Annotated in this window: 28 protein-coding genes and 4 pseudogenes; 14 read left to right on the forward strand and 18 right to left on the reverse strand. The window is 70.3% G+C overall.

Annotated features, from left to right (window positions below; all coding sequences use genetic code 11):
• Positions 1–43 precede the first annotated feature (43 nt).
• Positions 44–985, forward strand: coding sequence for an isocyanide synthase family protein (locus tag AB0C59_RS21110; RefSeq protein ID WP_363006724.1), 942 nt, complete (start codon positions 44–46; stop codon positions 983–985).
• 25 nt (positions 986–1010) lie between these two features.
• On the opposite strand, the gene AB0C59_RS21115 is transcribed toward AB0C59_RS21110, so the two are convergent.
• On the reverse strand, positions 1011–1559 hold the full coding sequence (locus AB0C59_RS21115) for a TetR family transcriptional regulator (protein WP_363006726.1): 549 nt from the start codon (positions 1557–1559) through the stop codon (positions 1011–1013).
• Positions 1560–1597: 38 nt separating this feature from the next.
• On the opposite strand from AB0C59_RS21115, the gene AB0C59_RS21120 reads away from it, so the two are divergent.
• Complete coding sequence (locus AB0C59_RS21120) at positions 1598–1819, forward strand: hypothetical protein (RefSeq protein WP_363006728.1); 222 nt, start codon at positions 1598–1600, stop codon at positions 1817–1819.
• 218 nt (positions 1820–2037) lie between these two features.
• On the opposite strand, the gene AB0C59_RS21125 is transcribed toward AB0C59_RS21120, so the two are convergent.
• A complete protein-coding gene (locus AB0C59_RS21125; RefSeq protein WP_363006730.1) occupies positions 2038–4182 on the reverse strand; it encodes an MMPL family transporter in 2145 nt (714 codons plus the stop codon).
• An 82-nt stretch (positions 4183–4264) separates the two neighbouring features.
• Between AB0C59_RS21125 and AB0C59_RS21130 the strand changes: the two genes are divergently transcribed.
• The 6 genes from AB0C59_RS21130 (at position 4265) to AB0C59_RS21155 (ending at position 9673) form a co-directional block, all read left to right on the forward strand.
• Positions 4265–4783, forward strand: coding sequence for a MarR family transcriptional regulator (locus AB0C59_RS21130; RefSeq protein WP_363006732.1), 519 nt, complete (start codon positions 4265–4267; stop codon positions 4781–4783).
• A gap of 35 nt (positions 4784–4818) precedes the next feature.
• A complete protein-coding gene (locus AB0C59_RS21135) occupies positions 4819–5991 on the forward strand; it encodes a sensor histidine kinase (protein ID WP_363006734.1) in 1173 nt (390 codons plus the stop codon).
• Entirely contained in the window at positions 5988–6647 is a 660-nt protein-coding gene (locus AB0C59_RS21140) for a response regulator transcription factor (protein WP_363006736.1), read from the forward strand. Before AB0C59_RS21135 ends, AB0C59_RS21140 begins: the two co-directional genes overlap by 4 nt.
• A 112-nt stretch (positions 6648–6759) precedes the next feature.
• Entirely contained in the window at positions 6760–7395 is a 636-nt protein-coding gene (locus AB0C59_RS21145) for a GPP34 family phosphoprotein (RefSeq protein ID WP_363006738.1), read from the forward strand.
• A gap of 20 nt (positions 7396–7415) precedes the next feature.
• The gene (locus AB0C59_RS21150) at positions 7416–9011 is read left to right on the forward strand and encodes a carboxylesterase family protein (RefSeq protein WP_363006740.1); all 1596 of its coding nucleotides are present in this window, start codon (positions 7416–7418) and stop codon (positions 9009–9011) included.
• A complete protein-coding gene (locus AB0C59_RS21155; RefSeq protein ID WP_363006742.1) occupies positions 9008–9673 on the forward strand; it encodes a hypothetical protein in 666 nt (221 codons plus the stop codon). The genes AB0C59_RS21150 and AB0C59_RS21155 overlap by 4 nt, the downstream gene beginning before the upstream one ends.
• Before the next feature lie 53 nt (positions 9674–9726).
• Here AB0C59_RS21155 and AB0C59_RS21160 read toward each other — a convergent pair whose 3' ends face one another.
• Entirely contained in the window at positions 9727–10158 is a 432-nt protein-coding gene (locus AB0C59_RS21160; protein ID WP_363006744.1) for a response regulator, read from the reverse strand.
• Positions 10155–10505: a hypothetical protein gene (locus AB0C59_RS21165; protein ID WP_363006746.1), complete on the reverse strand. Its 351-nt coding sequence runs from the start codon at positions 10503–10505 to the stop codon at positions 10155–10157. The genes AB0C59_RS21160 and AB0C59_RS21165 overlap by 4 nt, the downstream gene beginning before the upstream one ends.
• Before the next feature lie 112 nt (positions 10506–10617).
• Between AB0C59_RS21165 and AB0C59_RS21170 the strand changes: the two genes are divergently transcribed.
• The gene (locus AB0C59_RS21170; RefSeq protein ID WP_363006748.1) at positions 10618–12186 is read left to right on the forward strand and encodes an ATP-binding protein; all 1569 of its coding nucleotides are present in this window, start codon (positions 10618–10620) and stop codon (positions 12184–12186) included.
• A 9-nt stretch (positions 12187–12195) separates the two neighbouring features.
• Here the strand turns inward: AB0C59_RS21170 and coaD are convergent, their stop codons facing one another.
• From coaD to AB0C59_RS21185, 3 genes are all read right to left on the reverse strand, one after another.
• Positions 12196–12603: a pantetheine-phosphate adenylyltransferase gene (gene coaD, locus AB0C59_RS21175; protein ID WP_363006750.1), complete on the reverse strand. Its 408-nt coding sequence runs from the start codon at positions 12601–12603 to the stop codon at positions 12196–12198.
• Between the two features lie 34 nt (positions 12604–12637).
• Positions 12638–13942, reverse strand: a complete 1305-nt coding sequence (locus AB0C59_RS21180) for a DUF6817 domain-containing protein (RefSeq protein ID WP_363006752.1) — start codon at positions 13940–13942, stop codon at positions 12638–12640.
• Positions 13943–14052: 110 nt separating this feature from the next.
• Positions 14053–14553, reverse strand: a complete 501-nt coding sequence (locus AB0C59_RS21185) for a helix-turn-helix domain-containing protein (protein ID WP_363006754.1) — start codon at positions 14551–14553, stop codon at positions 14053–14055.
• A gap of 173 nt (positions 14554–14726) precedes the next feature.
• On the opposite strand from AB0C59_RS21185, the gene AB0C59_RS21190 reads away from it, so the two are divergent.
• Positions 14727–15146, forward strand: coding sequence for a tautomerase family protein (locus AB0C59_RS21190; RefSeq protein WP_363006910.1), 420 nt, complete (start codon positions 14727–14729; stop codon positions 15144–15146).
• 22 nt (positions 15147–15168) lie between these two features.
• Here AB0C59_RS21190 and AB0C59_RS21195 read toward each other — a convergent pair whose 3' ends face one another.
• Positions 15169–15600, reverse strand: coding sequence for a VOC family protein (locus AB0C59_RS21195; RefSeq protein WP_363006756.1), 432 nt, complete (start codon positions 15598–15600; stop codon positions 15169–15171).
• 374 nt (positions 15601–15974) lie between these two features.
• Between AB0C59_RS21195 and AB0C59_RS21200 the strand changes: the two are divergent.
• Positions 15975–16241 (forward strand): annotated as a pseudogene (locus AB0C59_RS21200) (hypothetical protein); the annotation flags it as partial.
• A 69-nt stretch (positions 16242–16310) separates the two neighbouring features.
• Here the strand turns inward: AB0C59_RS21200 and AB0C59_RS21205 are convergent.
• Positions 16311–17228: a recombinase family protein gene (locus AB0C59_RS21205; RefSeq protein WP_363006758.1), complete on the reverse strand. Its 918-nt coding sequence runs from the start codon at positions 17226–17228 to the stop codon at positions 16311–16313.
• A 252-nt stretch (positions 17229–17480) separates the two neighbouring features.
• On the opposite strand from AB0C59_RS21205, the pseudogene AB0C59_RS21210 reads away from it, so the two are divergent.
• Positions 17481–18367 (forward strand): annotated as a pseudogene (locus AB0C59_RS21210) (GNAT family N-acetyltransferase).
• A gap of 103 nt (positions 18368–18470) precedes the next feature.
• Here the strand turns inward: AB0C59_RS21210 and AB0C59_RS21215 are convergent.
• Positions 18471–18743, reverse strand: a pseudogene (locus tag AB0C59_RS21215) (Tn3 family transposase); the annotation flags it as partial.
• A 211-nt stretch (positions 18744–18954) separates the two neighbouring features.
• Between AB0C59_RS21215 and AB0C59_RS21220 the strand changes: the two are divergent.
• Positions 18955–19221: a hypothetical protein gene (locus tag AB0C59_RS21220; protein WP_363006760.1), complete on the forward strand. Its 267-nt coding sequence runs from the start codon at positions 18955–18957 to the stop codon at positions 19219–19221.
• A gap of 179 nt (positions 19222–19400) precedes the next feature.
• Here AB0C59_RS21220 and AB0C59_RS21225 read toward each other — a convergent pair whose 3' ends face one another.
• The 6 genes from AB0C59_RS21225 to AB0C59_RS21250 all read right to left on the reverse strand — a co-directional run bounded on the left by AB0C59_RS21225 (position 19401) and on the right by AB0C59_RS21250 (position 24118).
• Complete coding sequence (locus AB0C59_RS21225; protein ID WP_363006762.1) at positions 19401–19775, reverse strand: hypothetical protein; 375 nt, start codon at positions 19773–19775, stop codon at positions 19401–19403.
• 153 nt (positions 19776–19928) lie between these two features.
• The gene (locus tag AB0C59_RS21230; RefSeq protein WP_363006764.1) at positions 19929–20414 is read right to left on the reverse strand and encodes a hypothetical protein; all 486 of its coding nucleotides are present in this window, start codon (positions 20412–20414) and stop codon (positions 19929–19931) included.
• Between the two features lie 16 nt (positions 20415–20430).
• Positions 20431–21000: an integrase gene (locus AB0C59_RS21235; RefSeq protein WP_363006766.1), complete on the reverse strand. Its 570-nt coding sequence runs from the start codon at positions 20998–21000 to the stop codon at positions 20431–20433.
• Positions 21001–21040: 40 nt separating this feature from the next.
• Entirely contained in the window at positions 21041–22306 is a 1266-nt protein-coding gene (locus AB0C59_RS21240; protein WP_363006768.1) for a hypothetical protein, read from the reverse strand.
• Between the two features lie 3 nt (positions 22307–22309).
• Positions 22310–22747: a hypothetical protein gene (locus AB0C59_RS21245; protein ID WP_363006770.1), complete on the reverse strand. Its 438-nt coding sequence runs from the start codon at positions 22745–22747 to the stop codon at positions 22310–22312.
• Between the two features lie 120 nt (positions 22748–22867).
• Positions 22868–24118: a site-specific integrase gene (locus AB0C59_RS21250; protein WP_363006772.1), complete on the reverse strand. Its 1251-nt coding sequence runs from the start codon at positions 24116–24118 to the stop codon at positions 22868–22870.
• Positions 24119–24291: 173 nt separating this feature from the next.
• Here AB0C59_RS21250 and AB0C59_RS21255 point away from each other — a divergent pair.
• Positions 24292–24525 (forward strand): annotated as a pseudogene (locus AB0C59_RS21255) (Tn3 family transposase); the annotation flags it as partial.
• Between the two features lie 48 nt (positions 24526–24573).
• On the opposite strand, the gene AB0C59_RS21260 reads toward AB0C59_RS21255, so the two are convergent.
• Positions 24574–25371 (reverse strand): methyltransferase domain-containing protein, encoded by a 798-nt coding sequence (locus AB0C59_RS21260; protein ID WP_363006774.1) that lies wholly within the window; start codon positions 25369–25371, stop codon positions 24574–24576.
• 73 nt (positions 25372–25444) lie between these two features.
• Entirely contained in the window at positions 25445–26419 is a 975-nt protein-coding gene (locus tag AB0C59_RS21265) for a tyrosine-type recombinase/integrase (RefSeq protein ID WP_363006776.1), read from the reverse strand.
• Between the last annotated feature and the right edge of the window lie 404 nt (positions 26420–26823).

Below are 26823 nucleotides of genomic sequence, written 5' to 3' on the forward strand. Positions count from 1 at the left end.
ACGGCGCCATGTCGCCGTGGCCTCGTACCCCAGGAGCAACGACATGCCGACGACCACCGCCCCGGACACCCTCTCCGCCCGCGTGGGCGCCGAGATCCTGAACCTGCTGCTGCCCCACCACCGCACGACCGACCGCGCCTGCGGTCCGGCCCCCGCGTCGGCGTTCCCGCACCAGCTGCGCCGCATCGCCGACTTCGTGCACGACGGCGCGCCCGTCCTGTTCACCCTGCCGGGCTTTCCCTGCAAGTCCCCGAACCCCGCCAAGGTCCTCGGCCGCCTTCCCGATCAGGGCGAGCGCCTGTCCCTGGCCTTCCTGAACTCCCTGTGCACCAGGATCCAGCGGGTCTACCCGCCGGGCGCACGCGTGGTCATCTGCTCCGACGGTCACGCCTTCGGCGACCTCATCCACGTCCCCGACCACGACATCGACGCCTACGCCGACGACCTCCGCGCGCAGATACGCCGGCGGGGCCTGGACGCGCTGTCCGTCCTCGACCTGCGGGAGGTGCTCGGCGACCTTCCGAACGACACGAAGCGCGCCCGCCTCCAGGACCGCCACGCCCCCACGCCGGAGGCTCTGCGTGCCGAGATCCACGCCGACGACCGGGCCCTTTCCCTCTACCGCGGCATCACCCGCTTCCTCGTCGAGGACACCGCGGACTGGACCGGCACCCGTTCCGCCCTTCAACGGGATTGCCGGCGGCGCGCCTACGGCGTCATGGGGCGGAGCCGGGCCTGGGGCCATCTGATCGCCGAGCACCACCCCCGTGCCGTACGCCTCTCGATCCATCCCCAGCCCGTCGGTGCTCCGAAGTTCGGGATCCGCCTCCTGGACGCGCCGGACGCCTGGACCACCCCGTGGCACTCCGTCGCGCTCCACCGCGCCGACGGCACCTGGACACTCCTGCCGAGGGCCGCCGCCGCCGAAGTCGGACGCCTGGTCGAGGTCGACGGAGCCCCGAGCCACTACGAGGCCGGGAGCTGAACCCCTGCTCCGACGCTCGTCCCGGTCAGGCCGGCGGGGCGTGGCCTGCCACGCTCTCGACGGCCGCGTCCAGCACACACGCGAACATCGCGGCGAGGGCGGATGGCGGGAGCGCGTCCGTGGAGTGCGGCGGGAGGGTGCTCCACCGCCCCAGCGCCCCGTTCAGTTCGTTGGCCAGGAAGCCCGTGAAGACCGCGCACAGGGTGGCGGCGACGCGCGGGATGCGCTCGCCGGGCAGTCGCGCGGCGGCGAGTGTCCCGGTGAGGCCCCGCCAGAAGGGATCGTCCGGCTGGATGAAGTCGGCGTGCGCGAAGGAGTAGCTCATCAGCCTGGGGTGACTGTGCGCCAAGGCGCGGAAGTCGAGCGCCAGTTGCCGTAGTCGGTCCTGCCAGGGGGCGTCCGCCCGCTCCGGGGTGCGGAACCGCGAACCGACCCGTTCGGCCACGCCGCGCAGCACGGCGTCCTTGTTGGGGAGGTGGTGGTACAGCGACATCGGGTTCGCGTTCAGTGCGGCGGCGAGTCTGCGCATGGTGAGCGCCTCGACCCCGTCGTCGTCGATGAGCCGCAGAGCCATCGAGCAGATGCCGTCCTTGGTGTCACCCGGCGCGGTTCGTGCAGCACGCCCTCGCGAACGCGTCCGACGCGGTGTGGCAGGCCATCCGGAGCGGCGCACACATCTACGTCTGCGGCGACGGCCGCCGCATGGCCCCCGCCGTCCGTGACGCGCTCACCGCGATCCACCGCGAACAGACCGGCTCCGACGCCAGGGCCGCCCAGGCGTGGCTCGCCGCGTGCGAAGCCGACGGACGCTACCAGCAGGACGTCTTCGCCTGACCTCCCATCGCCACGTTCGACACACGACGGCGCGTGACACGACCGCGCGGAGCCTGTGGGCCCTCTGGGCCGTCTGGCGCCTCGCCGGCGAGGCTCGAGCCGGTGTCGGAAGGCCCGCTCGCCGCGGAACTCCGGTGGCGACGAACGGGCCGCGCGCGTCCTGACGCTGCACCAGGCGATGTTCGCTCCTCGTCGGGCGGACATCGCCTGGTGCGGCACTAGCTGCCTTGCTGCCGGTGTCCGATCGCCGTCCGCTGCGGCTGCGCGCCTGCGGCCGGCCGGTCGTCTGTTCCGCGACGGTCGGGGTGTCCGGGCCACCAGACGGGAGGGCCGATGTCCCGGACCAGGGCTGGCACCAGCAGAGTGCGTACGACGATGGTGTCGAGCAGGACACCGAAGGCCACGATGAAGGCGATCTGAGCGAGGAACGCGAGGGGAATCACCAGGAGAGCCGCGAAGGTCGCCGCCAGCACCACCCCGGCGGAGGTGATGACCCCTCCGGTCGCGATCAGCCCGCGCAACATGCCCTGCCGAGTGCCGAGACGGAGGGTCTCCTCGCGTACGCGGGACATGAGGAAGATGTTGTAGTCGACGCCGAGGGCGACGAGGAAGACGAACCCGTAGAGAGGCACGGAGGCGTCGGTGCCGGAGAAGCCGAAAGCGTGCCGGAACACGAGTCCGGCGATGCCGAGTGTCGCCAGATAGCTCAGTGCGACGGTGGCGACCAGCAGCACCGGCAGCAACACCGAGCGCAGAAGGGCGACGAGGATGGCCAGGATGATCGCCAGGACGACGGGGACGATCAGGGTCCGGTCGTGCTGGGCCGTGCTCTGGGTGTCGTACTGCTGGGCGGTGTAGCCGCCGACGAGGGCGTGGGCCCCGGCCGCGTGCAGGCGGTCCCGCAGCCTCTCGACGGTCTGCTTCGCCCGGTCGCTGTCGGGCGCCGCGCTCAGGACGGCGTCGACGCGGACACGGCCGTCGACCACCAGGGGGCTCCCGCCCGGCCTGCCGGAGGAGCCGACGGCCTGCGCACCCGCCACACCCGGTGTCCCGTTCGCGGCCCGGACCACCTCTCGGCCCTTGGCCGCGTCGGCGATGATCACCGCCGGTTGCCCCGAGCCGCCGGGAAAATGCCGGCCCAGTGTCTGCTGCGCCGCGACCGAAGGGGCGTCGTTGACGAAGAGTTCGTTCAACGGCACGCCCTTGGACTGGAGCGCGGGGAAGAAGGCAGCGCCGGCGAGGAGCACGGCAAGGGTTCCCAGCCACAGTGTCCTGGGGCGCGTGTCGACCCAGCCGGCCACGCGCCGCCACAGTTGGTGACCGCCGCCGTCCGCGTCGGCCGGACGCGGCGTGGCCGGCCAGAAGGCGGCCCTGCCCAGGAGAGCGAGTACGGCGGGCAGAAAGGTCAGCGTGGTCAACACCGCGCAGACGATCCCGATCGCCCCGACCGGCCCCAGCGCGCGGTTGTTGGTGAGATCGCTGATCAGCAGAGCGAGAAGTCCCAGGGCGACGGTCGCCGCGCTCGCCGTGACGGCTCCCGTCGATCGGCGCACAGCCGCGACGGACGCGGCCACCCGATCGTCGCGGCGGGAGAGTTCCTCGCGGAAGCGGGCTGTCAGCAGGAGGGCGTAGTCGGTCGCGGCACCGATCACCAGGATGGACAGGATGCCCTGTACCTGGCCGTCGACGCGCACGATGCCGTGGGCCGCCAGCAGGTACACGATCGCGCAGGCGACACCGAGCGCGAACATCGCGCTGACGATGATGGCGAACGGCAGTAGCGCGCTGCGATACACGAGCAGCAGGATGACCAGAACCGTCGCCAGCGCCGCGACCAGCAGAACTCCGTCGATGCCGGAGAACGCGTCCATGAGGTCGCCTTGCGTCGCCGCCGGGCCCGCGATCTGCACGTGGGTGCCCGCCACGTCGCCGGCGGCCCGCCTCAGTCCGTCGAGCGTGTCGGTGAGCTTTTCTCCGAGGTCCGGCCGAAGGGGCACCACGCCCTCGAGCGCCGCGCCGTCCTTCGAGCGCAGGGCCGGCGAGGGTGTGCCCTCCACCGCGTCCCCCTGGGCCATCGCCCGCAGCACCCGGTCGGCCGCGGCCTGCTGGGCGGCGTCGATTCCGGCGTTCTCCTCGGCGGTCCAGATGACGACGGCGGGGAGGCTTTCCCTCTGGTCGAACCGCTTCTGCTGAGCGATGACCTTCGTGGACTCCGCGTTTCGGGGCAGGAAGGCGGCCTGGTCGTTGGTCGACACCTCGCCGAGCCTGCCCGCGTAGGAACCCAGCGCACCCCCCAGGCCGAGCCAGACGATCACAAGAACCAGAGGAACCAGCCGACGTGCTGACCGTGGCGCGATGTTCATTGACTCCCCATGGAGCGCGGAGGGACGACGACTGCCTTGACCCTAAAGTATCTCAATGATTGAGGGATATTATCCTGGGTGCATGCAGCACGACAGCACGCACAGCCCTGAGGGCGTCGCCATCGACCTTCAGACCTACGCCGTCCTGCTGCGTACTCTGCACAGCGAGATCAACCGCATCGCCCAGACATTCGCCCAGGCCCATCAGCTGCACGCCACAGACGTCCACGCCCTGGCCGCCATCCTGGACGCCTCGGTCACCGACGGGCGCCCCATGACGCCCTCGCGGCTGCGGGAACGCCTCAACCTCACCTCGGGAGCCGTCACCGCCTGCCTCGACCGACTCGAGCGTGCCGGCCACATCAGTCGCACCAGGGACGACGTGGACCGCAGAGTGGTGCATCTGCACTACAACCCCGCTGCCCGTGTGCTCGCCCGCCGCTATTTCACCCCCCTCGCACGCGGCACCGACGCTGCCATGCGGCAGTTCACCCCCGAGCAGCTCGGGGCGGTGGCCGCGTTCCTCCACACGCTCAACCAGGAACTGGCGAAAGAGCGTCAGGACCACCCTCAGGACAAGCCCGGACCCGCCACGTGCTGAGCGACTCGGCCCACGCCACTGGGTAGGGTCGGGTCGTGGACCGGGGCAGCGACGGACAGCAGGGCGACGCGTTCGTCGGGGAAGCGCGGGGCGAGCTGTCGCCCCGGGCGGCCCGGCGCCTGTGGTGGGGGTCGGCCGCTCTGGTCCTCGCCGTCCCCGGCACCTCGGTGCTCGTCGCCGGCGCGGAGCACGGCGGGCGACTGCCCGCGGCCGTGGCGCTGGTCCTCGCTCAGGCCTGTGCCCTGAGGTGGCAGGCGCGCGCCCCGGTCGCCGTACTGGCGGCGAACACGGCATCGGGGCTGGCGGTGTGGGCACTGCTGCCCGAGGTGACCTTGACCGGCGCCCTGCTCGCGGCGCAGGTCACCCTGTGTGTGCTGTCGGCCGTCCGACCACGGCGGGTGTCGACGCGGGCCCTCGCGGCGATGTGCCTGCCGGCGCCCCTGGCGTTCACGGCGGGAGGCACGCCGGGCCTGACGGTCTATCTGCTGACGGTGGTCCTGTCGTGGACGGCGGGGCAGTGGCGCAGGGCGCAGCAGGCACGGGCCAGGGCGGAGGCGCACCGGGCCGTGATGCAGGAGCGCGCGCGGATCGCGCGCGAGGTCCACGATGTCGTGGCGCACACCTTGTCCGTGATGGTCATCCAGGCGGGAGCCGCCGACGACGTGTTCACCGAGCAGCCCGAACAGGCCCGGCTGGCACTACGGGCCATCGAGACAGGCGCCCGCTCGGCACTCGGCGAACTGCGCCTCCTGCTGCGGGCGTTCCGGCCCGACGCGGTGGAGGCACCGGCGGGGGAGCCGCACGAACCGAGACCCTCGCTCGCACGGCTCGACGAACTGGCCGAGACCGTGCGCGCGACCGGGATGACCGTGCACGTACATCGCGAGGGGACCACCGACGGGCTGCCCGCCGCGGTGGACCTGACGGCGTACCGGATCATTCAGGAGGCGCTCACCAACACACTGCGCCACGCGACCGGTGCCGACGAGGTGGGTGTACGGCTGACAGCGGACGGGGGATGCGTGGAGGTCACCGTGGTGGACAACGGGCGTACCCCGCCGAACCGGTCGGCTGGGGCGACAGCGGGGCGAGGCCTGGTGGGGATGAGGGAGCGCGTAGGGCTGGTGGGGGGCACCTTGCGTACCGGTCCGCTGCCCGGAGGCGGGTTCGAGGTGGCGGCGCGGCTTCCGCTGGAGCGCGCCTCATGACGCTGCGTGTGGTGGTGGCCGACGACCAGGCCATGGTCCGTACCGGATTCCGTATGATCATCGACGCCCGGAGCGACCTCGAGGTGGTCGGTGAGGCCTCCGACGGGCAGGAGGCGGTGCGGCTGACGCGGGAACTGGCGCCCGACGTGGTCCTGATGGACGTGCGCATGCCCGTCCTGGACGGCATCGAAGCCACCCGGCGGATCGTGGAGTGCGGGAGCCGGGCCCGGGTGCTCGTCCTGACCACCTGGGACGTGGACGCCCACGTCGTCGCCGCCCTGCGGGCCGGGGCGAGTGGCTTCCTGCTGAAGGACATGCGTCCCGCCGAACTCGTCGACGCGATCCGCGTCACCGCGCGTGGTGACGCGCTGCTCGCGCCGATCGTCCTGAGCCGTGTCCTCGACCGGTTCCTGCGCACCACGCCCGATCCGCTGCCACCGCCCTCGCTGCGCGACCTGTCCCCCCGGGAGCGGGAGGTGCTCACCCTGATCGGGCAGGCACTGTCGAACGCGGAGATCGCCGAACGGCTGCGCCTGTCGGAAGCCACCGTCAAGAACCATGTCACCGCGGTGCTCCGCAAGCTGGGCCTGCGCGACCGCGTCCAGGCCGTCGTCGCCGCCTACGACCACGGCCTCGTCCAGCCGCACCGCCCCTGACGACCACCTCCTTCCCGAGGATGAGGCGGGGCCGCGGTCCTCCCGTGCTCCCGGCGCCGCTTCGTTCCCGCGGCCGATCCGCGGCCGGGGCGCCCGCCCGTAGCGTCGAGGTGTGATCGACGACCTGGCCTGCCTCATGTATCTGCTCGCCTACGACGACGCGGTCGAAGGCCCCTATGACCGCTCTCGGACGGAGCTGCTGGTTCGTGCCGCGGCGCTGATCGACCTCGCGTCGCGCGGTCGGCTCAGGGAGGACCACGGCACGGTCCTCGTGTCCGGCACGGAACCGACCGGCAACCCCGTCCTGGACGGCGTTCTGCGCGACGCGTCCGCCGGGGGTTCCTGGAAGCACCTCCTGCGCCGCCACCGCAAGCGGACCTTGGGGGAGGTGGAGGACCGGCTCACGGCGGCGGGAGTCCTCGCCCCGACGTCGCCGCCCACCCGCTTCGGCGCAGCGCGGCTGGCGGTCGCGGACCGCGCTGCGGCCACCGCACCCCGCGCCCGGGTGTCTGCGGCGCTGCGCGGGCACCTCCCGGTGCGGGAGATCCCCGCCGACGCCGCCTTGGTGGCGCTGGCGGCGGCGGGCCGCATCCGCCCGATCGTGTCGCGGCAGGATCGAAAGATCCTGCGGGACCGCATCGACGCCTGCACGTCCCAGCTCGCGGTCCTCGCGCCAGGCCTGGAGAAAGCCGTACGGGCGCTGCCGACGACCATGATCGCCGCCCAGGGCGGCATGGGCGGCAGCTGACCGCAGGGGAGACGACGCGCATGCACCGCATCCTGACCACTCTCGGCTGCGCCCTGACCGTCGCGCTCGCGACGGCCTGGTCCGTCGCGCCACCGCCCGACGTCGCCCGGCCCGCCCCCACGACGGTACGCACCCATGACGGCCCGGTGCGGGGGACCGCACACGACGGCTACCGCACCTTCGACGGCATCCCGTACGCGAAGCCCCCGGTCGGGAGCCTGCGCTGGGCGCCACCCCGCCCCGCGTCCGCCTGGTCCGGGACATGGGAGGCGACCCGCCCCCGAAGCGCCTGCCCGCAGCCGGCCGGCGAGGTACCCGGTGGCAGCACCGACGAGGACTGTCTTCATGTGAACATCACGACGCCCGACGACGCGGGACCGGCACGTCCCCGGCCGGTGATCGTGTGGCTGCACGGCGGCGGCTTCACCACCGGAGCGGGCAGCTCCTACGACGCCCACCGCATGGCCACCCGCGGGAACGTCGTGGTCGTCACCGTCGACTACCGCCTCGGGGCTCTCGGATTCCTCGCGCACAGCGGGCTGCCCGGCTCCGGCACCTTCGGCCTGGCCGACCAGCAGGCGGCGCTGCGCTGGGTCCGGGCCGAGATCGGCGCCTTCGGCGGCGACGCGCACGACGTGACACTGGCGGGCGAGTCGGCGGGCGGCTACAGCGTCTGCGCCCAGCTCGCCTCACCCGCGGCCGGGGGGCTCTTCGACCGGGCGATCATCGAGAGCGGACCGTGCACCGGCAGCCCCGACCGGCCGTTCGCACCGTCCTCCGTGCCCCTGTCCACGGCGCGCGCCCAAGGTGAGGACCTCGCGGCACGGGTCGGCTGCGGCTCCGCCCGCGACGCCGCGGCCTGCCTGCGGCGCGTGGGTGTCTCCCGTCTGCTCGCGGCTCAGGACGGCGATCAACACCCCTCCTACGGAACCCCGTTGCTGGCCGTCGACCCCGCCGCGGCGCTCACCGCCGGCCGCCTGCGCCGCGTCCCTGTGCTCATCGGACACAACCACGACGAGGGCGACGGCTGGGCCGCCGGGTTCGTCCTGGCCGGCCACCCGGTCACTCCCGACACCTGGCCCGACATCGCGAGGTCCTTCTTCCCTTCCCCCGGGCAGGCGCGGGCGATCGTCCGCGCGTACCCGGTGCACCGCACCGACGGGGGACCGGTGTTCGGGGCCGTGATCGGCGACGCGGACTTCGCCTGCCCGACAGCGCGCACCGAGGCCCTGCTCGCCACCCGGACGCCCGTGTGGCGCTACGAGTTCGCCGACGAACACGCCCCGCCGCTCACTCCCGGCACCTCGCCGTTCCCGCTCGGCGCACCCCACGCGAGCGAACTGCCCTACCTCTTCGACCTCGGCGGCCGCCCCCGCGCCCTGACCGGGGCCCAGCACCGCCTGGCCGACGCCATGATCGACTACTGGACCCGCTTCGCCCGCACCGCCGACCCGAACGCTCCGACGTCGCGGCACTGGCCCCGGCAGACGGTGCTGTCCCTGGCGCCGGACCACATCGCTCCCACCCACACGTCACGCTCCCGCCACCACTGCCCGTTCTGGAACGCCATGAGCGAGCACGGGGCACCACCACACGGAAGCCGGGAAACCCTGTGAACGAGACCGTGGTCAGGCGTTGGACGGGCCTTGCCGGCATCGCCGTCGCCGCCGCCTTCATCGTCGAAGTGCCTCTGTATTTCCTCTACTCCGGCCCGCCGCCGGACTGGAACGTCCTGACCAGACTGCTGATCGGAATCCTCGGGCTGGCGCTGCTCGTCGTGTTCGTGACGGCCTTTCGTGAACTGGTCAAGCGGTCGAACCCCGCCTACGAGTGGGTCGGCACGACGGCGTTCGCCACCGGACTGGTCTACGCGACGATCACCCTGGTCTCCAGCGGTCTGGAAGCAGGCGCCGTCATCGCCGCGGACCACCCGATCGACCCGACCGTCACGGTCGGCGGTACCTACATCCTCTACGGGACGATCGGCCGCCTGATGCTCGCGCTCTTCCTGAGCGCCGTGGGCTACGCGATCTCCCGCACGCACCTGCTACCACGCTGGACCGGCCGGTCGGCCTTCGTGCTGGCCGGAGTCAACCTGTCCTTCGTGCCGTCCCTGTTCTTCGGCAACGTCCCCGCGCACTTCTACGCGGCGAACGGCTGGGGCACCACCGCCCTGGCCGGCGCGCTGTTCAGCTACTGGATGCTCGCCCTGGGCGTCTCCACCTACCGCAGCGCCTCACGACGCGCGCCCGCCGGCGCGCCGGCTCGGCAGCACTGAGCCACCGACGATGTCCCGGGCCAGGCCCGAGACATCGTTCCGCCCCGCTTCCGTCAACCGCGGGGGAGCGGGGTCACGGTCTCCAGGTAGAAGGCGTCGATGCTCTGCACGGCGCGTTCGAAGTCGTCGAGATTCACGGGCTTGGTGACGTAGGCGTTGGCGTGCCTGCGGTAGGCGCCGACGACGTCGTCGGGAGCCGACGACGTGGTCAGGACCACGACCGGGATGGTGCGCAGGTCCTCGTCGTCCTTGATGACCGCGAGCAGTTCACGGCCGTTCATGCGGGGCATGTTGAGGTCCAGGACGATCAGGTCCGGGCGGGGGTTGGCCCGGTCCCGGAGATAGGCGAGACCGAGGACGCCGTCGTGGACCTTGACCAGGTTGCGGGCACCGCGGGTCAGGAGCGCGTCCTCGATGAGCAGGGCGTCGGCCTCGTCGTCCTCCACGAGCAGGACGTCGTAGGCACGGGCAGGGGCGATCATCATCGGGTGCTCCCGGATTCGGGTTCGGAGTGATTGAGCAGGCCTGGCCAACGGCGGCGCGCTCCCTGGCGGGTCATGTTGGAGGCTCGGCCGATCTGCGGATAGCCCGCACCGGCGTCGGCGGCCTGGTGAGCGGCCTGAGCCTCCAGCTCGTCGACGGCCTGCTGGACGTAGGTGAGCAGATGCAGGTGTGCCAGGGCCCGCGCCTGCTCGGGGGTGTGACCCACCGACCCGCGCGCGGGCTCGAACACCTCGGGGAGGAGTCGTGCGACGAGTTCGTCGACCTCGCGGAGGGTGATCTCCGAGATCTCGTCATCGGTCATCCGCAAGGAGAAATGGATGCCTGGCATGCGCTCACTGTAGGGGCTGGCGCCCACGGGTGACAACACGTGTTGTCGCCGCGCTAGAGTGTGCTCGCCGTGTACGTGCCGGGGGGATCGAGTGAAGGGGCGGGGGTCCGTGATGATCGGACGGAGGGGGCAGCGCACCGCGCGCCCACGCGCGGCGGCGAACTGGACGACGCGGCGGTGGCTGCGTGTCGGTGTCACGGTCGCCTTCGCCGTGCTGGCCCTCCTCGGCGGTCTGGGCGCCTGGGCCATGGCCCGGTCCGCCACGATCACCAGTGACCTGGTCGACACCCGCTCACCCGCCCTGACCAACTCCGTGCGCCTGGAGACGGCCCTGGTGAACCAGGAGACCGGAATCCGCGGTTACGGCCTGACCGGTCAGAAGCAGTTCCTCCAGCCCTATCAGCAAGGGGTGAAGGACGAGAAGGCGGCCGCGGACCGGCTCGGTCGACTCCTCGTCGGCGACCGCCCCGCCCTGGCCGACCTGCACACGGTCCTCGACCGGGCCGGTGCCTGGCAGCGGCGGATCGCCGCTCCCATCGCCGCGGCCCGACCAGGTGCCCCGGTCCCGTCGGCGGGCGACCGGTCGGCACGGGGCAAGGCCGACTTCGACCGTCTTCGGCAGGCGATGACCACCCAGCAGAGCCACCTCCTGGACGCCCGCAGGAACGCGGTGGGCGACCTCGAGCGCGCTCAGAAGCTGCGCGACTGGATCTTCATCGCCATCGCGGCGGTGATCATACTGCTGGCCGCGGTGGTGTCCGAAGGGCTGCGCCGCGGGGTCACCGGTCCGCTGACGCGGCTCAGTGCCGACGCCGGGCGCGTGACACGCGGGGACTTCGCCCATCGGATCACCGCCTCAGGGCCGGCCGACCTGCGCACCCTGGGAACGGACATCGAGTCCATGCGCCGCCGCCTGGCCGACGAACTCGCCCTCAGCGAGCAGCGCCGTCAGCTGCTGGACGAGCAGGCGGTCGACCTCAAGCGGTCCAACGAGGAGCTGGAGCAGTTCGCCTACATCGCCTCCCACGACCTCCAGGAGCCGCTGCGCAAGGTCTCCAGCTTCACCCAACTGCTCCAGCGCCGCTACCGAGGACAGCTCGACGACCGCGCCGACCAGTACATCTCCTACGCCGTCGACGGCGCCAACCGCATGCAGGTCCTCATCAACGACCTGCTCGCCTTCTCCCGCATCGGCCGCGTCCACAACGCCCTCGACCCCGTCGATCTCCACACGGTCCTCGACAAGACCCTCGACACCCTCAGCATCTCCATCGAGGAGGCCGGCGCCCGCATCACCCGCGAGGACCTTCCCACCGTCGCCGGGGACACCACCCAACTCGGGATGCTCTGGCAGAACCTCATCTCCAACGCCATCAAGTTCCGCGCACCCGAGCGCACTCCCGAGATCCACATCGGCGTACGCCAGGGAGACGGTCTGTGGCAGTTCACCGTCACCGACAACGGCATCGGCATCGAACCGGAGTACGCCGACCGCGTCTTCGTCATCTTCCAGCGCCTGCACACCAAGGACCGCTACCCCGGCAGCGGCATCGGCCTGGCCATGTGCAAGAAGATCGTCGAACACCACGGCGGCACCATCCGCGTGGAGCCCACCGCCGAGCCCGGAACCCGCATCGCCTTCACGCTCCCCGACACGCCGCCGGCGGACGCGCACGGCTGAGACCGTGGCCTAGCGACCCATCTCGGTGACGAGAGTGGAGGAGATGTGGGCCAGGGCGGGGTCCGCGGCGATGAAGAACGTCTCGACTCCGGCCAATCCGTGGTTCATGCGGGCCATCGGCATCTCGTGCTCCAGGTCGCGAACGCCGCGGACCCCACGGACGACGACGTCGATTCCCGCGCTGCGGCAGTAGTCGACCAGCAGACCGCCGGTGTGGGAGTCGACCGTGACGTTGCCCAAGTCGGCTGCCACGGCATGGAGTCGGTCCAGGCGCTCCGCGACGGGGAGGCGGCCGGTCTTGCTCGCGTTGGACATCACGCACACGACGACCTCGTCGAACAGGAGGGCAGCGCGCCGCAGAACGTCCTGGTGCCCTTGCGTGACCGGGTCGAAGGATCCTGGGAAGAGGGCTCGCATGAACGGAAAGAGTAACAATCGACCGGCAGGCGGGTCACGCGTGATCACGGCCACGCGGGACACGCTCTTCGCTTCCGAGCGTCAGCGAAGCGATCAGCGCGGCCGTGGCCGCCGGGTCGACGCTCTGGTGCAGGTGCTCGCCCGGTAGGTGAGCCACCTGCCAGCCGCGGGCCCGCGCCTCCTCGGCCTGGTGCTCGTAGGGCGGCCCGAACAGGACGTACGCGCAAGGGTGGTCGTCCCAACCGGGCGGCACCGGAACGGCCTGCTCGTAGTACGACAGCGGCAGCCGGGGCTGCTCGTCCACGATGGTCCGCCGCGTGGCCGCGTCGGCGAACATGGGCGACACATCGGCCTCGTCCCACCAGTCGGTCCACCGCGGGAGCACCCCGTCGACCGCCAACGGCCGCAGGAAGTCGAGCAGTTCCGGGCCCGCCACCGAGGTCGCACCGCTGCGGGCGGGCAGCGCCGCGTCCACGAAGACCGAGGCCACCACCGGGTGGGGCAGCGCCACCCGCACCTCCGGGACGAACAGCCCCGCGTTGCTGTGCGCCACCAGCACCAGCGGCCGGTTCTCCGGGACGTCGGCGACGGCCTCCCGGACGGCCGCCGCCACACGTGGCCAGAACGGCGGCTCACCCTTGCCCACGTCCGTCAGCGACGGCACCCGGACGGCATGCCCGGCCGCGGTCAGCCGCTCGGCCACACCGGTCCATGTCGAAGGCCCCACGGAGGGGCTGTGCACCAGGACGAAAAGCGGTTCGCCCAGGCGCGAGCGCACCGCGTGCCACGCGTCCGGCGACACCAGCCCGCGAACCGACCGCACCAGCCGGAACAGGCCCGGGCCGTACCGGGCGGCCAGATCCTCGTCGTGCTCGAACACGTCGAGCTCGTTGGCGGCGGTGATCTCCAGGAAGGCGCGCAGATCCTCGGCACACGGTTCGACGTCACGCCGCGTGAACCGGTCGCGGAAGGCAGGCCGGGGGGACGGCGCTCCCAGTCGGGGATACGTCGCGGCCCGATCGCAGCTGCCGTACAGGTACACCAGGGCCTCGGCCCGTTCACCGATCAGGTCGGCCAGGACCGCGCGCTCGGCCAGGCTCATGAGGGATTCGGCGAATCCGTCGGTTCCGTAGGCCGCATGACACATGCCCGCGCGTTGTACGTCGGCGTCCGCGCCCCAGCCCGCCAGGGTCCGGCTCACGCGGACCAGATGCTCCAGCAGCGTCCCGCCGGGGTGCGTCACGTCCTGTGCGCCGCGGCTGCGCAGGTACTCCACGACGGCTGAATGGTCGACGGATGCATGGTCAACGGATGCGGGTTCGTCTCGAATCTCGCTCACGTCACGAGTTATATCCGTGACGTGAGGGTGGCGCAAGGCCGGTGTGCGGGCCGCCCGCGCACCGCACGGTGGAGCGCTGTCGGTGCGCGGGTGCGCCGAACTCCGCCCGGCTACCGGCTCGTCGGCCCGCCGCGCCAGGCCGGGTTCACCCGAATCTCGATGTCGTCGGACGTCGACTCCCGCACGGTGTCCGGGGTGACCCGCACCCTGAGCTCGCGGCCTGTATCGGCTTCGACGAACACCAGAGGCGGCCGGCCGTCCTGCAGGTGCGTGTCGCCCCACTGCATCAGAGCCAGAAACACCGGCAGCAAGTCCTTGCCGGCGCCGGTCAGTCGGTACTCCTCCCGGGCGCGGCTGCCCGGCGCGTGATAGGTGACGGTCTCGGCGACGTGCGCCGCCTTCAGCTGTTTGAGGGCGCGCGACGCGGCCGGCGCGGAGACCCCGGCGCGCTCCACGAAGTCGTCGAACCTGGTGGTGCCGTAGAACAGCTCGCGGACCATCAGGAACACCGTCTTCGTGCTGAGGAGGTCCAGCACGCGGGCCGCGGAGCATCCGTCACCGATGGACCATCCGTCGCGGTCGCTCAGTCGCTCCTCGAACCTCATCGCCATGCGGCCAGCATAACTGACTAACGCTCACATAACTAACGCTTGCGTTACCCAGGCGGGGTGTGGTTGCCTCTTGTCGGCGAGATGATCACTCAGGTCCCGGTGGAGCGGCGCTGCGGTTGTCCTGCCGGACGAAACCCCACCGCACCGCACGAGGAGGCGCAACTGCCGTGCCCATGTGGAACATCCATCACACGCCAGGGGTCTTCGGGGCCGCGCAGAAGCGCCGGCTGGCCTCGGACATCACGGATCACTACGAGAAGATCGGACTCCCTCGGTTCTATGTGGTCGTCCTGTTCCACGAGGTGGGTCCCGACGACTTCCACATCGGCGGACAGCCCGCCACCCTCGGGGTTCGCATCGCGGTCGACCACATCGCCCGACGCAATCCCGACGAGGAGACCCGTCGTCGCACCGCTCGGTGGGTCAGGGGCATGCTCGAACCCCACCTTGCGCAACACGCAGGTCTGCACTGGGAGTTCCACATCGACGAGACCAGCAGCGAACTCTGGATGATCAACGGGATCGTGCCGCCGCCACCTCGTTCCGATGCCGAGCGGCGCTGGTCCGAGACGAACGCGGCAACCGCCTACTGAGGGCTGCAGGTGCTGATCTCGATCAGATTCCCGTCGGGGTCGCGCACGTAGGTACGGGTGACCGGGCCGAGCGCGCCGGTGCGCGGTACGGGGCCCTCCTCGACGGCCACGCGGCAGGACGCGAGGTGGTCGAGGAGATCTGGCGTTGCGCCTGGGAGGTGACCAGGCACAGGTCCGCGCTGCCGGTGGTGGGGCGGGCCGCGCGGGGAAGGAGTTCGCCGCCCGCCGGGTGAAGGTTGATCTTGCTTGCGCCGAAGGCCAGCGCGCGGCGGCCCTCTCCGAAGGTCACCGGCCGCATGCCCAGGACACGACTGCAGAAGGCGACGGTCCGCTCCACGTCGGCCACGGTCAGCACCAGGTGGTCCAGGGCGCGGACCCACAGCCCCGGCCCCTCGTCGGCGGCACCGGGCCGAGCAGCCGGACGCAGGCGTCCCTCGCGGGGGCGGACAGCCATGCGTGGAAGCGGGCGAACAGCCGTGCTGGATCGGGGCCGTTCCGTAGGGCGACGTCCTCGTCGCCTTGCGCCAGGTCGGGTTCGTCGGCGGCGGTGATCTGGGGGTTGAGGAACATCCATGTCAGATCGTGCGCTAAGCCCTCGCGGCCTCGATTGGCGCTTTGACCTGGGCTGATCGTACGGCGCAGCCTTCGCGGGTCGATGTTGTCGATCTTCGGAGGATCTGGTGTCGGTCGAGTTCCTGTCGGATCAACAGGCAGCCCAGTACGCGGCGTTCAACATGCCGCCCCGCGGGGCTGGACCCTGGTGTGGCTCAACCTGTTCGGACGCAGCCGGGTGTGCACCTACGACTTTCGGGGCCCGCACGCGGACCCCCGGAGGGCCTGCCGGTCCTGAAGGCGTTGAAGTCGCTGCCGGACCTGATGGGGCGCAAGAAGGTCGGGCCCGCCGAGATCGACACGGGCTTGCTCACGGGCTCCTGGCGGCGTCTGGTGCTGTTCGCGCCGCACTTGGAGCCGGGCACGGTGGACTGGAAGGCGTACGCGTTCTGCGTCCTGGAGCAGATGCACCGGATGCTGCGTCGGCGGGAGGGGTTCGCTAAGAACTCCTCCAAGTGGGGCGATCCTCGCGCGAAGCTGCTGGACGGCACCTACCGCGAGGTCGGCCTCGGGGAACATCGGTACAGCGGTTGGCGCTGAGAACGATCATGGTCAGGGTGTGAGCGCGCTGACCCGGTTCTCGTACTCGCGGCGGGCCTTGCGCTGAGCTGGTACCGCTGGGGTGCCCTGGGCGCCGTCGAGCGCCTGGCACCGGGCGAGGAGCTGGTGGTGCACCGCGGGTACGGCGCTGACACGCAGGGTGTAGCCCTGGCCGCGTCTTACGTTCGTCCCCTGGTCGAGCGCGGCCCGCTCGGCGGGCTCCAGCTCGATGGTGCGGAGGTAGTCGGCGACCTTGCCCGGCATGTCGAGCGTGACCGGCAGCTCCGGGGCGGGCGCGTCTTCCTCGCTGGCGGCATGATCGGGCAGGAGGCCGGCGACGGCGGTCCGGTTGGCGCCGCGGCTGACCCGGTGGTCGCAGGCGAGGGCGGCGATGGAGCGGCCTTCCAGGTACGCCGTGCGCACGTCGCTGGTCTGCGCGGCCGTGATGGCGGGGCGGCGCCCGCCCTTGTTGCCCTTGGCCTCGGCGGCGCGCAGACCGTCGTAGGTCAGCTCGCGCTGGAGGTCGCGCTGGAGTTCGCCGGCGGCGGCGAGGTTCTGCACCATGAACTTCACGGTGGACAGCAGCTCGCCGGTGCGCGGGTGGCGGGCGGTGAGGTCCATGGCGGAGAACGCGCCGTCGTGGATGCGCAGGGCGAGACGGTCGCGGTGGAGGACGTCGAGCACGTCGAGGATGTGCTGGTTGCCGCGCACGAGGCGGAACATCTCGGAGATGTGCACGGTGTCGCCCGGCCGCGCGTAGGTGAGCAGCTTGCCGAACTTCGGACGCTGGAGGGGGTGGAGGCGGCTGGAGGTACCCGGGTCCTCCTCGAAGACGACCGGGTCCTCGATCCCGGCCTCGGCCAGGACGAGGTTTTGGCGGGCGGTGGACTGCTGGTCGGTCGAGACCCGCTTGTAGACCAGGTTCGCCACCGAGGGCCCCTTCCGTACGGAGGATCGGACCCTATCTGTCGTCAAACCCTGTCAGCAATCACCATCGGATCTGATTGGATTCGCGCCGCCGTGAACCCCCGGATTGCACGGGTTCATTGGACGCGCCGCCCGCCTGTCGTCAAACGATCGTTTGCTGACAAGAGCCCGCGGCCGATCAGAGGCAGCTAGTCACGTGACTGAAAGGCATCGAGCAACCGTTCCCCGAGTCGAGGAGATTCGGGATCATGAAGCATGCTTCCGGATGACTGGCACCTCACCCAAGACGTTGACGACTTCCTCGCCCGAGCCGGGGACTTCCTGTGCTCGCGCCCCGCCCTGCACAACACTCCGCTGACGGACATCGAGAAACTGCGGATACGCAGGCCGGACGCGCACGGCCCCGTCACCTCCGTCTTTGGCCGGCTGGAGTCCGGAGGCGAGGTCCAGGCGGTTTTCTCTCTCACTTCACGCGGCCGCCTGGGCCTCACCCCCTCTCTGTCGAGCAGGCCGACGCCCTCGCCGCCCGTCTGGCGGTCCTCGGGCCCTTGCCCGCCAACGTCATCGCGGACCGTGACACCGCCACCGCATTCGCCGACTCCTGGCAGCGCCACACAGGCGCGGCGCCAGCACTCTATTGGCGGACGCATCTCTACCGTCTCGGCACACTCACCCCGCCGCAGCCGCACCCGAAGGGCCGGGGCCGCCTCACGGGCGGGACAGACCGCGAACACGTCGTACGCTGGTGCCGTGAGTTCTGCGTCGACGTCAAGGAGCAGTCCTCCATCGACCTGATCGACGCCGGCTCCTGGGACGACTCGCGCCTCGGCGACCGACACTTCACCTTCTGGGAGACCCCGGACGGCACGCCCGTCTCGATGGCAGCCGCGACCTCACTCATCGGCGGCATGGTCCGGATCGACCCCGTCTACACCCCGGCCCACCTCCGGGGCCGTGGCTACGCGGGCGCCGTAACGGCCGAGGCGAGTCGGGCAGCGCTGGCCGCAGGAGCGGCGGACGTCGTCCTGTTCACAGACCCGGACAACCCCACCAGCAACGCCCTCTACCAGCGCATCGGGTACGTCCACGTCGCGGACTTCGCCGGGTACAAGTTCTCCTACGACGCACCACAAGCCGGTTGAGGGCGTAATCGGCGCATACGCGCCAGCAACACACCAAACCGCACGTAAAGCGGCTGACGGTAGCGAGGGCTGGCAAACTCGACACCGCTCTGGTCAACCATGACTAGTCCGGCTCGCCCCCGTCGTCGTCCTCGTCCAGCTCCGGTGTGTCCGGGTCGCGCAGCGGGCGCAAGGCGCCGGCGGCCGGGACCTGAGCGGTGAAGCTATAGCGGCCGAGCAAGTTCAGGTTGCGATGCTTGAGCGGGAACAGTCGGGCGATGTCCTCGTCCCGGATCTCGTGGCCCTCGGCGCGGAGCTGGGCGACGGCGGCGTCGATGTACTTCGTCGTCCACAGCACGATGGCGTTGAGGACCAGGCCGAGCGCCCCGAGCTGGTCTTATCCGAACTAGCCCAGCCCGGTGGCAGGGCCGCCTGCTCGCCGTCGTTCACCACGGAAAGTAGTCGTGAAGAACTTGGGTGGACGGGTTTCGTCGGGGGTGTCGTGCACGTGTCGGCGTACTCGCCTATGTGTAGAGCCGCGTACGGATGAACGTGCAGAGGATGGAGACCTGTGAAGCGCGGGCGTCGTGGTTCGAGATGATGGCGCGGTGTCTCTTCGCTATTTCAATCAGACCGGCTGGACCGCGATCTTCAATGGCACCGACACCGAGATCGGCCGCATGGTGCGTGTGGAGGGCTGGGACCAGGCGACCGGAACGGCCCTGGTCGTCGATCCCAAGCAGGGTGCCCTGCGTCCGGTGACGGGCTACGAGACTTCTCCCACCTGGAGCGAGCTGATCAGGTCGTGGCCGCGGTGCCTGGCGGAGGGTGGCGGGTGCACTGGAAGGACGAGGGACCAGGGGGAACGCCGCTGACGGAACAGCTGCTGGCCTGGCTCATCACGTCGCAGGGGCGAGCGACGGCCATCACGGTCGATGCTCAGGGGTATGTCGAGGATGCCGATGGCGCTGACGCCTTCATCCCGCCGGGCGAGGACCCGGTGTCCTGATCGCAGTTGGTCAGGTCACGTCGCTTCCGGCGGCCGAACACTTGATCAGTTGTTGATCACCAGCTGAAAGCTCTCGGAGAATTCGCTGCTCTCGATCAGTCCGGCGATCACGTCAGTCATGCTGTCGATGCCCGGATCCCTGACGATCAGGCCGTCCGAGACCCAGAAGTACCGTCCCCCGAGGGCCTCGTCGGTCCCTGCCCAGAGTTTCATCAGGCGCTCGACTTCCGCGACGGTGAACACGGTCGCGGTCCAACGAGACCCATCCTCCAGAGTCACGAAGACATCGACGTTGCAAACCTCGTCCAAGTCCTCGCCCTCGCTGGGCAGGAACGACGCCTCGAAACCCTTCATACGGACCCGATACCAGGGCTCGTCCCACCCTCGCTCGATCGGTTCAGACCATGTGCTGCGGCTCATCGCGCGAGTGTCCCTGGTCGGGGCATCGATCTCAACCGAGATCCTCTGCCGTGCTGCCGCCACCCGCGGCCAGAGCTGGGGACGTTCGTCCGTACGCAACTGGGGACAAAAAGTCCGTACGCCGGCAGCACGCCGTCCGCGCGCTTTGCGGTCCTACTGGGAGAGCGCGTAGGTCCGGACGGGGTCGAGGTGCAGTTCGAAGGGCCCGAAGCAGTCGGCTGCGAGGGTCGCGACCGGAGCGCCGCAGGGGCAGGCTCGGTTGAGTCCCTCGTCGCCTGTCGGTCCGCAGCACCCGTTGCTGTTCTCCCAGTTGGGCAGTGGCTGAAGGCCGGCGGCGTCATCAGGATGCACCAGCACTGTGTGTCGGCTGCCGGCCGAGATGACGAAACCTTCTTCACGGCAGACCACCGGTCCGCGCGACTGAGCTGGCTTCGGGTCCTCCTGATCGTCCTGCGCGACGTAGGGAGGTCCCCAGGGCTCGGGATCGATCGCGTAGTGGCCCCGCGGAACGGTGGAAGGTGCCCGGCGTGTTTCCTTGTCCCTGTCGCGCTCGTCGTCTGAGACGTCAGGGATGGCGGCAAGTTCGGCCAGCTCCGGCGTGATCGCGGTGCCGCACTTGGAACAGAGGAAGACGGTCATCCCCTCGTTGTAATGCTCAGGACTGCCGCTTCGCATCCTCGTTTCGCTGCTCGGAGTCGATGCGCGCGACGAAGCCACGGAGATCGGGCATGCCCAGGTGGACGGTGGTGTGCCGGGCCGCGAGGTCGCGCATGGCGGCGAGCTTCTGCTCGGCGGCGGCGAGGCTGGCCTCGATCGCGGCGACCTCGCCGAGCCAGCCCTGTTCCTTGGCCTCCTGGAGCCGGTCGAGCAGGTTCGCGTGGATTTCCTCCAAGCGGGGCATCTGCTCGGGATCGGGCCGCAGGACGGGGCAGCGGATGCAGGCGTGTTCGTGGACGCAGGGGGTGCCGAAGTCGCGTGCGCAGACGCCGAGGGCGACCTTCCGCAGCTCGAAGTGGGCCAGGAAGTCCTGCCACTCCTGCGCGGTGGGTTTGCGGTACTCCTCCCCGGGTCGCAGTGACCGGCGGCGGGCGATGAAGGACCGGTGGTGGTTGATGACGTCCTCGGGATAGATCGCGGCATAGCCGAGAGTCGTGTCGACCGTCCGGTGGCCGCAGATGCGGGTGGCGATGTGCGGGGGCAGGCCGGAGCGGAGGGCGTCGGTCACGAAGATTCTCCGGAAGTTGTGCGGTGTGTATCGCAGCTGCTCATCGCCGGGCCCGGTCAGCCCGCTGGCGGCGAGGGCGTCGTTGAGGCAGGTGTAGATGTAGTTGCGCGGGATCGCCCGGTCTTCTGGGCCGCAGAGGCGCTGAAAGAGAAACGGCATCGGTGCACTCCAGAGCCGTTCCAAACTGTCGTAGGCGGAGACCAGGGGTGGCCTGCTGCCTGCGCCGGACGCGATGGATGATCGCGGTGAGCACCTCGCCGAGTTCTGGTGAGACCAGCAGCAGCCGCTCCTGGTCGAGCTTGGACGGGGCGACCTGGAGCATGGGCACGATCTCGCCGGTGGTGGGCAGCTGGTAGGCGACGAAGCTGTGGTGGGTGAGTTCGAGTGCTTCCTCGATACGCACGCCGGTGTGGCGAAGGACTTCGACGATGGCCCAGGCCCAGAAGGCGCGTTCTTCTTCCACGGTCAGGTCCCGGCGCCGGCCGGTGGCGGGGTCGTCGGCGTAGACGCGGGAGGACGCTCCGGCGCAGCGGAGGAGGTTCTCGCCCGCCGGAGTGGTGAACGGAGCTCCGGCCGGGATCTCCCGCCCGGTGGCGAGACAGGTCTGGGCGTCCTTGAGCTGGCGCTCGACGGCTTTGACCAGGGCCGGAAGTGCGGGCAGCAGGGTGCGGGTGCGCTGGTCCATGGCCGCCTTGCGGCGGGCGCGGTTCTTCCTGTGGTCGGTGTCGCTGTCGCGGACCGGGCAGGGCGCCACCCACGGGCCCCAGCGCATCGGTTCGTCGGCGGCCCAGCGGGTGAGATCTTGGTAGAACGTGCGGACCCAGCTGAACACGGTGTGTGCGTTGACCCGCGGCCGGATGGGGGTGCCGTGCCGGTCACGGACCATGCGGACGCGCTCCCGCCAGGCGGTGACGATGTCTGCGTCCAGCCGCAGCGAGTCGATGCCCGGGTGGTGTTTCTCCAGGTCACGCCAGAAAAGTCCGGCCAGGGTGCGGGCCATGTCCTCTAGCGTGGTGTAGTCGACGTCCACCGCGCGTTCGGCGAGGTAGTCGACAAGGAGGTCCCGTATCGCGGTGCAGGTGATGCCCTGCCGGTCGACCAGGTCTGCCGGTGTCAACTGCCCCGGCAGCATCACCGCCTTCAGCCGTGCTGGGGCGTCGGGGCCGAAGACGCCGAGGCCCGCGAGGAGCGCGTAGAAGAGGTGCTTGCCGTGGTAGCCGTTGGTCTGATGCTCGCCGATGGCGTGCTGCAGCTCGGCGCAGTCGCCGATGGTGACGTCGCGGACGGTCCCGCCCTTGGAGACCACGATTCAGGTGACGCGGTTGAGTGCGTTGTTGCAGTCGTTGGATCCCGCGTGGCCGGTGGCCGCGTACTGGTCCTTGAGCGCCGCGAACCCGTCGGGATCGGTGACGCTGCGGATGTGTGCCAGCAGCTGCGAAGGACGCTGCCGCAGTAGCCACCGGAAGGCGGGGCGTACGACTTGTCCGCCCAGCAGCGGGATCATGCCACAGCACAGATCGGCGCGGTCGTACTTGCGTGCCCGCTGGTGCTCGGCAAGCCACTGCATCGGCAGCCGCGTCCACTCCCGGCCTGCTTCCTTGGCTCCGCTGGCCATCCAGCGCTCCTGCCAGGTGCGGCCGGGCTGGTCCTCCAGCCAGTCCAGCAGCTTGATCAGACCCCGGTGCCGTGTGCGCAGGTTGGCGTCGCTGTCCGCGGTGAACGGCAGCGCGAGTGTGCGCTCCAGCACCCGTTCGCGCAGTTCCTCCGTCTGCCACCAGGTGGCTGGCGCTTCGCGTTTCTCCTGGCCGGGAGGCAAGGGGGGCGTGACGGGCGGTGGCGGAGGGCCGGGCAGTCACGGTCGCGGTAGTCATACCGGGCCTCCACCGAGGGCGGCCGTCCCGAGTAGTGTCTGGAGGACCTCGGAACGGTAGCCCGGGGCGGGCATCACCGGTTTGACGGGCTCCGCAGCCTGCCGGGCGTGGTGGGCCAGCACGTGAGCCACGACCTCGTCCTCAGCAGGTTCGAGGTACTGCTCCGTGGTGCTGATATGGAGATGGCCAAGGACCCATTGGACGTCGGTGAGCGAGAGCTTGGGGTCGCGCACCATGCGTTTGGCCGCGCTGTGCCGCAGGTCATGCAGGGTCCAGTTCGCTCCCAGGGTCTCGTTGGCCCGGGTGAACACCATGCGTGCCGCGTCGTAGCTCAACGGCCTGATCGGGCGCCGCAGGGTCCACCACAGCGGCTCCTCCGGCCCGTCGAGAGCCTGCGGGCGGATCTGCTGATGGTAGAGACGCAGCCATACGAACGCATCGCTGGAGGCGGGGATCCATTGCAGGGCCCGGTAGCCCTTGCGGATGACGCCGATCGTCTGGTCAGCGGGGCTGACCCGGTCCCGGCTGACGCCGAGGAGTTCCGAGGCGCGGGGGCCGGCCGAGATGTAGAAGGCGACCAGCGCGCGGTCGCGGTGCGAGGGCAGGGCCGCGAACAGTTCGTTGAACGCCTGGTCGGGGATGCCGCGCGGGGTTCGCCGGGGCTCCTTGGGCTGGTCGGGGGCCCGGCCGCCAGGGTGCTTGAAGGCGTGCATCGGGTTGTGGTGGGCGTTGAGGTGCTCGTCCTCGGCGCGCTTTGTCTTTGGGAACGGGTTGAGCAGCGGACGTCCGTGCACGTCGCGCTGGTACTCGTAGAAGCTGCGGACGACTGCCCGCGCGTGTCTCCGGGTGCGGGGCGCGTATTTCCCGCCCGCGTACTGCTTGCCGGTCACCGGGTTGATCGACCCGGGCACCGGGGCGTCCGGCCGCCGGGGTCGCGGCGGTTTCTTGACCATCTTCAGCCACAGTGCGAAGTCCCGGGCCTCCGCCCGGCCGGCCCGGTCCCACGGCACGTCGACAGCCCACAGGAACCGGAACCAGGCCAGCAGCTCGTACGCGTACGAGCGGAGCGAGGCCGGGCTGTCGTCGTCGGCGAGCATGTCGAGCAGAAACTCGCTGACCGCCGCCACCTCAACCCCGTCCCGGACGAGCAGCCGATACGGCAGCGACGGATCGTCGGTCTCCTCGACCCGGCCGACCCTCGGCACTGTGACCGCCGTGACGTCCCGTAACTGCATGCTCTCTTGCACCTGATCCTCCACGAGCCGTGGTGGTCTCCAACAGCTCGTGATGACAGCACATCAGGACGGTGGTGTGGCACGGCTTCCGAGGCGAGCTGACCGGCCTGGTGCTTGATTCCGTCACCGTGCGTAGATCTCCGGCTGCTCGTCGGCTCACGCCCCGGTAGTTCGGTCGACAGGTCATCGGCGCGCTGGGACTCGTCCTCAACGCCCTGGTGTTGTTCACCACCCGATACATGGACGCCGCCGTCATCCAGCTCCGCAACGACGGCTTCGACGTCCGCGGCGAGGACGTTGCCCGCCTCTCGGCCTTCGTCCGCCACCACATCAACATGCTTGGCCGCTACTCCTTTTCCCTGCCTGACCTGCCGGGGAGCCTTCGGCCGTTGCGCGCCCCGGATGCCGCGGAGGAGTAGGAGACCAGGAGGCGGGCGCGACCGTACGCGCCCGCCGCCCGGGACCGGTCAGCTGCTCCGTTTCCGCGCCGTCAGTTGGAAGAGTCGCGCAGTGTGCATGTAGGGCGGGCGCGCGGTGGTGGCGAGTTCCAGTTGTTCGAGGTCGGCGTAGAACGCCGGGTCGTACTTGCGCGCGTCGTCGGTGATGTAGTCGCAGAAGCTGCGGATGCCGTAGTGCTGCACGTCCTGGCAGCCGAGGCCGTGCAGCACGGAGATGATCTCCTCGGCCGTATGCAGTGTCAGCGCTGAGTTGAACATCTGGGTTCGGGCCTGGTCGGTGACGAGCGCGGCCAGTGCGGCGGCTGGATCCATCTGGCGAACAGTGATGTTCAAGGCCGCCGAATGCCGGTTTATCGCCATCACGGAGAACAGGCCGCCGTCCTTCAGCGGGGCGAGGGCCGTGGCAAGCGTGCCCGCCACGTCATCCACGTACTGAAGGAGGTTGTGGCACAGCACTACGTCGAACTGCCCGGTAACGAGGTCGGCGGGCAGAGCAGCCACATCGGCCTGCACGCAGGTGATCAGCTCAGTCAGGCCGCCCCCCGTGGCTCGCTCGGTCGCGGCGGAGAGCATGGCAGGGGCGTAATCGACGATGGTGACGTGGTGTCCGCGGGCTGCGAGGCGCATGGCGTCACCGCCGTCGCCACCAGCAAGGTCGAGTATGCGCAATGGCCCGTCGTTAAGGCCGTCCAGATGACGGGCCAGGTTCACCTCGGCGATTGCGTACCGCAGGCGGCCCCAGGGGGCGTCCTGCCATTCCTGCCAGGTGGTCATTGCAGTGTCGAACTTCTCAGGAGCTTCAGGCATCTGGTGACGATAGCGGCCTGGCCGTGGCCAGACCGGCTACCTGTGCAGCCACACCACGACACGGCCGCGCAGGTCAGCGTCGGCTGTCGCCGGGGGCGAGCAGGCTGGTGAGCTCGGCGATTGCGTCCGAGGACGGCTTGAAGTAGCGCCGGACGTTCTCCGGCTTCTTGTGCCTCGACTTCGCCATCAGCATCAACAGGGAGGCGCCCTGCTCGCCGAGGTGGGTCAGCGAGGAGTGGCGGTACTCGTGCAGATCCCAGCCCGTGCCGGGTCCGCGTACGACCGTGTGGTCATCGAGCAGGGCGCGGGCCTGCCCGTACGACAGCCGGGCGAACCCGGTGTCCGGGCAGACGTCGCGCGGGCTGACGACCTTGCCGGGACCGGGCTTCCGGTGGGTGACGAAGACCGGCCCGCGGGTGCGGCCGCGCAGCAGGCGGGGCAGGAGCCGGGCGGTGCCGGCGTCCCAGTACAGGGTCTCCAGCACGTAGTCCTCGCGGGCCTGGCCGCGGCGGCGGGCCTTGGTCCGGGCACCTTTCGCCTTGACCGGGCAGCGGCGTCCGGCGAAGTCCAGCTCCTCGATATTGACGCCCAGGATCTCCTCGGACCGCCCGGCGGTCTCGTAGAGCATCCGCCACAGCGTCTTCTCCCGCAGGTGCACCTCGCGCCGCGCGACCAGCCGGTCGACCGCCATCTTCGAGCGGGCCGGGGTCTCGGAGTCCGGCACCGCCAGCCGCTGCGCCCAGGCCGGGACCATCGGTCCCTCGTAGCCGCGCTCCCGGCACCAGCCGAGCCAGGACAGCACCCCTGCCCGGCGGGAGTTCCAGGTGTTGACCGCCGCGGTGCCCCACAGCAGTTCCAGGGCCTCGCCGATCTCGTCGTCCGCGACCGACGCCAGCGGCCGGGCGTTACCGAGCCGTTCGGCGGTCTTGCCCACCCCGATCCCGTAGTTCCGGACCGTGTTCGGGTTGCCGAGCGAGTCGAGAAACACGTCCGCCGCCGCACAGACGGTCAACGCCTTCCCGGTCGGCATCTGCACGACGGTGGGCACCGCATCCCCCCTGCCACAGATAACAGCGCCGCTTCACGTAGCGGCCGGAGAACGTCACCGCAGATGACGGATCAAGCTACCGCAGATATTGGGGTGTTATCTGCGGGAAGACTTCAGTCCCGTCTCGGAACCGACGCTCCGTCAGCCCCCCACCAGGGCCGACGAAGGCTTAGCGCACGATCTGACACAGATGTTCCTCAACCCCCGATCTACATCGGCGCACGCGACTCGTCGTCGGTCTGGGGCTGCTCGGTCCCGGGGAGACGGTCACGGAAGACCAGCGGCCGATCACCGCCGAGGCCGAGCAGCGAGGCGGCCCTCAGGGCGCGCAGGTGTTCTCCCGGACGCGGGTCCAGGAGGACTCGGGTGCGTTCCGACTCGAGTCATGTCACGAGTTATGATCG

It is taken from the genome of Streptomyces sp. NPDC048664 (assembly GCF_040650555.1).
In the GTDB taxonomy this organism is placed as follows: Bacteria; Actinomycetota; Actinomycetes; order Streptomycetales; family Streptomycetaceae; genus Streptomyces.

Bases quoted from the DNA above. Each gene is read 5' to 3' on its own strand.
- AB0C59_RS21110 (WP_363006724.1), top strand. From the start codon at position 44: ATGCCGACGACCACCGCCCCGGACACCCTCTCCGCCCGCGTGGGCGCC.
- AB0C59_RS21115 (WP_363006726.1), bottom strand. From the start codon at position 1,559: ATGGCTCTGCGGCTCATCGACGACGACGGGGTCGAGGCGCTCACCATG.
- AB0C59_RS21125 (WP_363006730.1), bottom strand. From the start codon at position 4,182: ATGAACATCGCGCCACGGTCAGCACGTCGGCTGGTTCCTCTGGTTCTT.
- AB0C59_RS21130 (WP_363006732.1), top strand. From the start codon at position 4,265: ATGCAGCACGACAGCACGCACAGCCCTGAGGGCGTCGCCATCGACCTT.
- AB0C59_RS21140 (WP_363006736.1), top strand. From the start codon at position 5,988: ATGACGCTGCGTGTGGTGGTGGCCGACGACCAGGCCATGGTCCGTACC.
- AB0C59_RS21150 (WP_363006740.1), top strand. From the start codon at position 7,416: ATGCACCGCATCCTGACCACTCTCGGCTGCGCCCTGACCGTCGCGCTC.
- AB0C59_RS21160 (WP_363006744.1), bottom strand. From the start codon at position 10,158: ATGATGATCGCCCCTGCCCGTGCCTACGACGTCCTGCTCGTGGAGGAC.
- AB0C59_RS21165 (WP_363006746.1), bottom strand. From the start codon at position 10,505: ATGCCAGGCATCCATTTCTCCTTGCGGATGACCGATGACGAGATCTCG.
- AB0C59_RS21170 (WP_363006748.1), top strand. From the start codon at position 10,618: ATGATCGGACGGAGGGGGCAGCGCACCGCGCGCCCACGCGCGGCGGCG.
- coaD (WP_363006750.1), bottom strand. From the start codon at position 12,603: ATGCGAGCCCTCTTCCCAGGATCCTTCGACCCGGTCACGCAAGGGCAC.
- AB0C59_RS21185 (WP_363006754.1), bottom strand. From the start codon at position 14,553: ATGGCGATGAGGTTCGAGGAGCGACTGAGCGACCGCGACGGATGGTCC.
- AB0C59_RS21190 (WP_363006910.1), top strand. From the start codon at position 14,727: ATGTGGAACATCCATCACACGCCAGGGGTCTTCGGGGCCGCGCAGAAG.
- AB0C59_RS21195 (WP_363006756.1), bottom strand. From the start codon at position 15,600: ATGGCTGTCCGCCCCCGCGAGGGACGCCTGCGTCCGGCTGCTCGGCCC.
- AB0C59_RS21225 (WP_363006762.1), bottom strand. From the start codon at position 19,775: ATGAGCCGCAGCACATGGTCTGAACCGATCGAGCGAGGGTGGGACGAG.
- AB0C59_RS21230 (WP_363006764.1), bottom strand. From the start codon at position 20,414: ATGACCGTCTTCCTCTGTTCCAAGTGCGGCACCGCGATCACGCCGGAG.
- AB0C59_RS21260 (WP_363006774.1), bottom strand. From the start codon at position 25,371: ATGCCTGAAGCTCCTGAGAAGTTCGACACTGCAATGACCACCTGGCAG.